Genomic DNA, 649 nt, shown 5'->3' on the forward strand with positions numbered 1-649 from the left:
GAAACTGTCGTCCACCCCCACCCGGTCATGCCCCAGCACCTGCGCGAACAGCCCGCACAACAACCGCTCGCCCTCACTGCGCGGCTCGCGCCCGCTCCCCGCGGCGGCGAAGTCCGGATCGGGCAGCGCCGCACGATCCACCTTGCCGTTCACCGTCAACGGCAACTCGTCCAGCACCACAACCGCCGCCGGCACCATGAACTCCGGCATCACCCGCCCGAGCCGCTCACGCAACAGCTCCGGCTCGACCTCCCGACCGGCCACCACATAGCCGATCAGACGACCCTCCCGCCCCACCACGACGGCCTCGCCGACCCCGGCCATCGCCACCAGAGCCGCCTCCACCTCACCCGGCTCCACCCGATAGCCGCGGATCTTCACCTGCGCATCGGCCCGCCCGGCGAACACCAGCTCACCGTCGGCCGTCCAATACGCCAGATCCCCGGTCCGATACATCCGCCCGCCCCACGGACACGCCACGAACCGCTCCGCCGTCAACCCCGGCCGATCCAGATAGCCCACCGCCAGACCCGCACCGGCCACATACAGCTCACCGACCACCCCCGGCGGCACCCGATGCGCGAACGCATCCAGCACGAACGCCCGCCGGCCCGCCACAGGACCCCCGATCGGCAACACCGGACCGACC

The 649-nt window shown here is 71.6% G+C and carries 1 protein-coding gene; it reads right to left on the reverse strand.

The window, feature by feature from the left end; all coding sequences use genetic code 11:
• A partial coding sequence (locus Ssi02_RS38460; RefSeq protein WP_204034473.1) for an AMP-binding enzyme occupies positions 1-649 on the reverse strand: 649 nt, incomplete at both ends.

Origin of the sequence: Sinosporangium siamense, assembly GCF_016863435.1 — a bacterium.
Lineage (GTDB): Bacteria > Actinomycetota > Actinomycetes > Streptosporangiales > Streptosporangiaceae > Sinosporangium > Sinosporangium siamense.